The following is a 1,228-nucleotide window of genomic DNA, read 5'->3' as shown; positions in this document are numbered from 1 at the left end:
GTGATGAGGTAGATGGATACCTTCCATAATTCTTTCTCTTGTCAAACCGAATATGTTGATGAGTGGGAGTGATAGGGGTTTCGGTTCTATACGCTCTTTGGAGAGACCGGGATTAGTTGACCACTACACTTATGCCTGAGGGTGTACCCGATTTTGTGTAAACGGGGTTTCTATTAAACCGTTAACAGCCGATCTTCAAACTGGATACTGAAGCGATTCAAAGCCGCGTTCCAGTCCCGGACGGCATTGTCCACTTCTTGCTGATGTTGTTCAGCGCCAGATAAAACAGCTTCGTCACTGCCTCATCGGTCGGGAATGACGCACGCTGCGTATTTCGCTCATCGTGACCGGTCATTTCGCTAACAACGTGACCGGTTTCTCCACCCGATTGCGCGGGGTCTAAATTCTAACCGCATCGGTCACGATGCCGCTTCTTCTTCCGTCTTTTTACGTCGCAACGACTCGCCTTTCATCACGATTCGATACGCGCTGTGCACCAGCCGATCAAGTAAAGCGTCGGCCACTGTCGGATCGTTGATCCAGCCGTGCCAGTGATCGACTGGCAGTTGGCTGGTCAGTACCGTCGACCGCGAGCCGGCGCGGTCGTCGATCACTTCCAGCAGATCGTGCCGGGCGTTTTCTTCCAGTGGCGCCAAGGCCCAGTCGTCCAGGATCAGCACGTCGACCTTCGCCAGTTGTTGCAGCGTGCGACCGAAGCTGCCGTCGCCGTGGGCGATCCGCAGTTGTTCCAGCAGGCGCGGCGTGCGCAGGTATAACGCGCTGTAGCCTTGGCGACAGGCTTGGTTGCCCAAGGCGCAGGCGAGCCAGCTTTTACCCACGCCGGTAGGGCCGGTCAGCAGCAGGTTGTGTTGTTGGCGGATCCAGTCGCCGCTGGCCAGAGTCGCGAGTTGACGTTCATCCAGGCCTCGACCCGGGCGTCGGTCGAGGTCTTCCAGGCAGGCACCGCCATACTTGAGTTTGGCTTGTTTGCGCAGTCGCTCCAGACGTTTGTTGTCACGCCAGGCCAGCTCTCGGTCGAGCAGCAGGCCGAGTCGATCATCGAAGCTCAAGCTGTGGCTGGCCGGCAGTGTCCACTGCTCTTCCAGCGCCTTGGCCATGCCGCTGAGTCGCAGTTGATGCAGCTGGTTAAGGGTGTGTTGCGTCATCATTGAACAGCTCCTTTTGGGTGTAATAGTCGGCACCGCGCACGTTCTCGTGGCGGGCGGGG

1 protein-coding gene and 1 pseudogene are annotated in these 1,228 nt (G+C 57.7%); both read right to left on the bottom strand.

The genetic code is table 11. The annotated features are described in order from the left end of the window. Positions 1 to 173: 173 nt before the first annotated feature. Positions 174 to 325: pseudogene (locus WLY71_RS31560) on the bottom strand (IS256 family transposase); the annotation flags it as partial. 94 nt (positions 326 to 419) lie between these two features. Further along, on the bottom strand, positions 420 to 1,169 hold the full coding sequence (gene istB, locus WLY71_RS30585; protein WP_347806564.1) for an IS21-like element helper ATPase IstB: 750 nt from the start codon (positions 1,167 to 1,169) through the stop codon (positions 420 to 422). Between the last annotated feature and the right edge of the window lie 59 nt (positions 1,170 to 1,228).

Source organism: Pseudomonas rossensis (assembly GCF_039888995.1).
In the GTDB taxonomy this organism is placed as follows: Bacteria; Pseudomonadota; Gammaproteobacteria; order Pseudomonadales; family Pseudomonadaceae; genus Aquipseudomonas; species Aquipseudomonas rossensis.
This window is presented reverse-complemented; position numbering and strand designations above follow the sequence as displayed.

Excerpts from the sequence above, each read along its gene's own strand:
- istB (WP_347806564.1), bottom strand. The coding sequence starts at position 1,169 with ATGATGACGCAACACACCCTTAACCAGCTGCATCAACTGCGACTCAGC.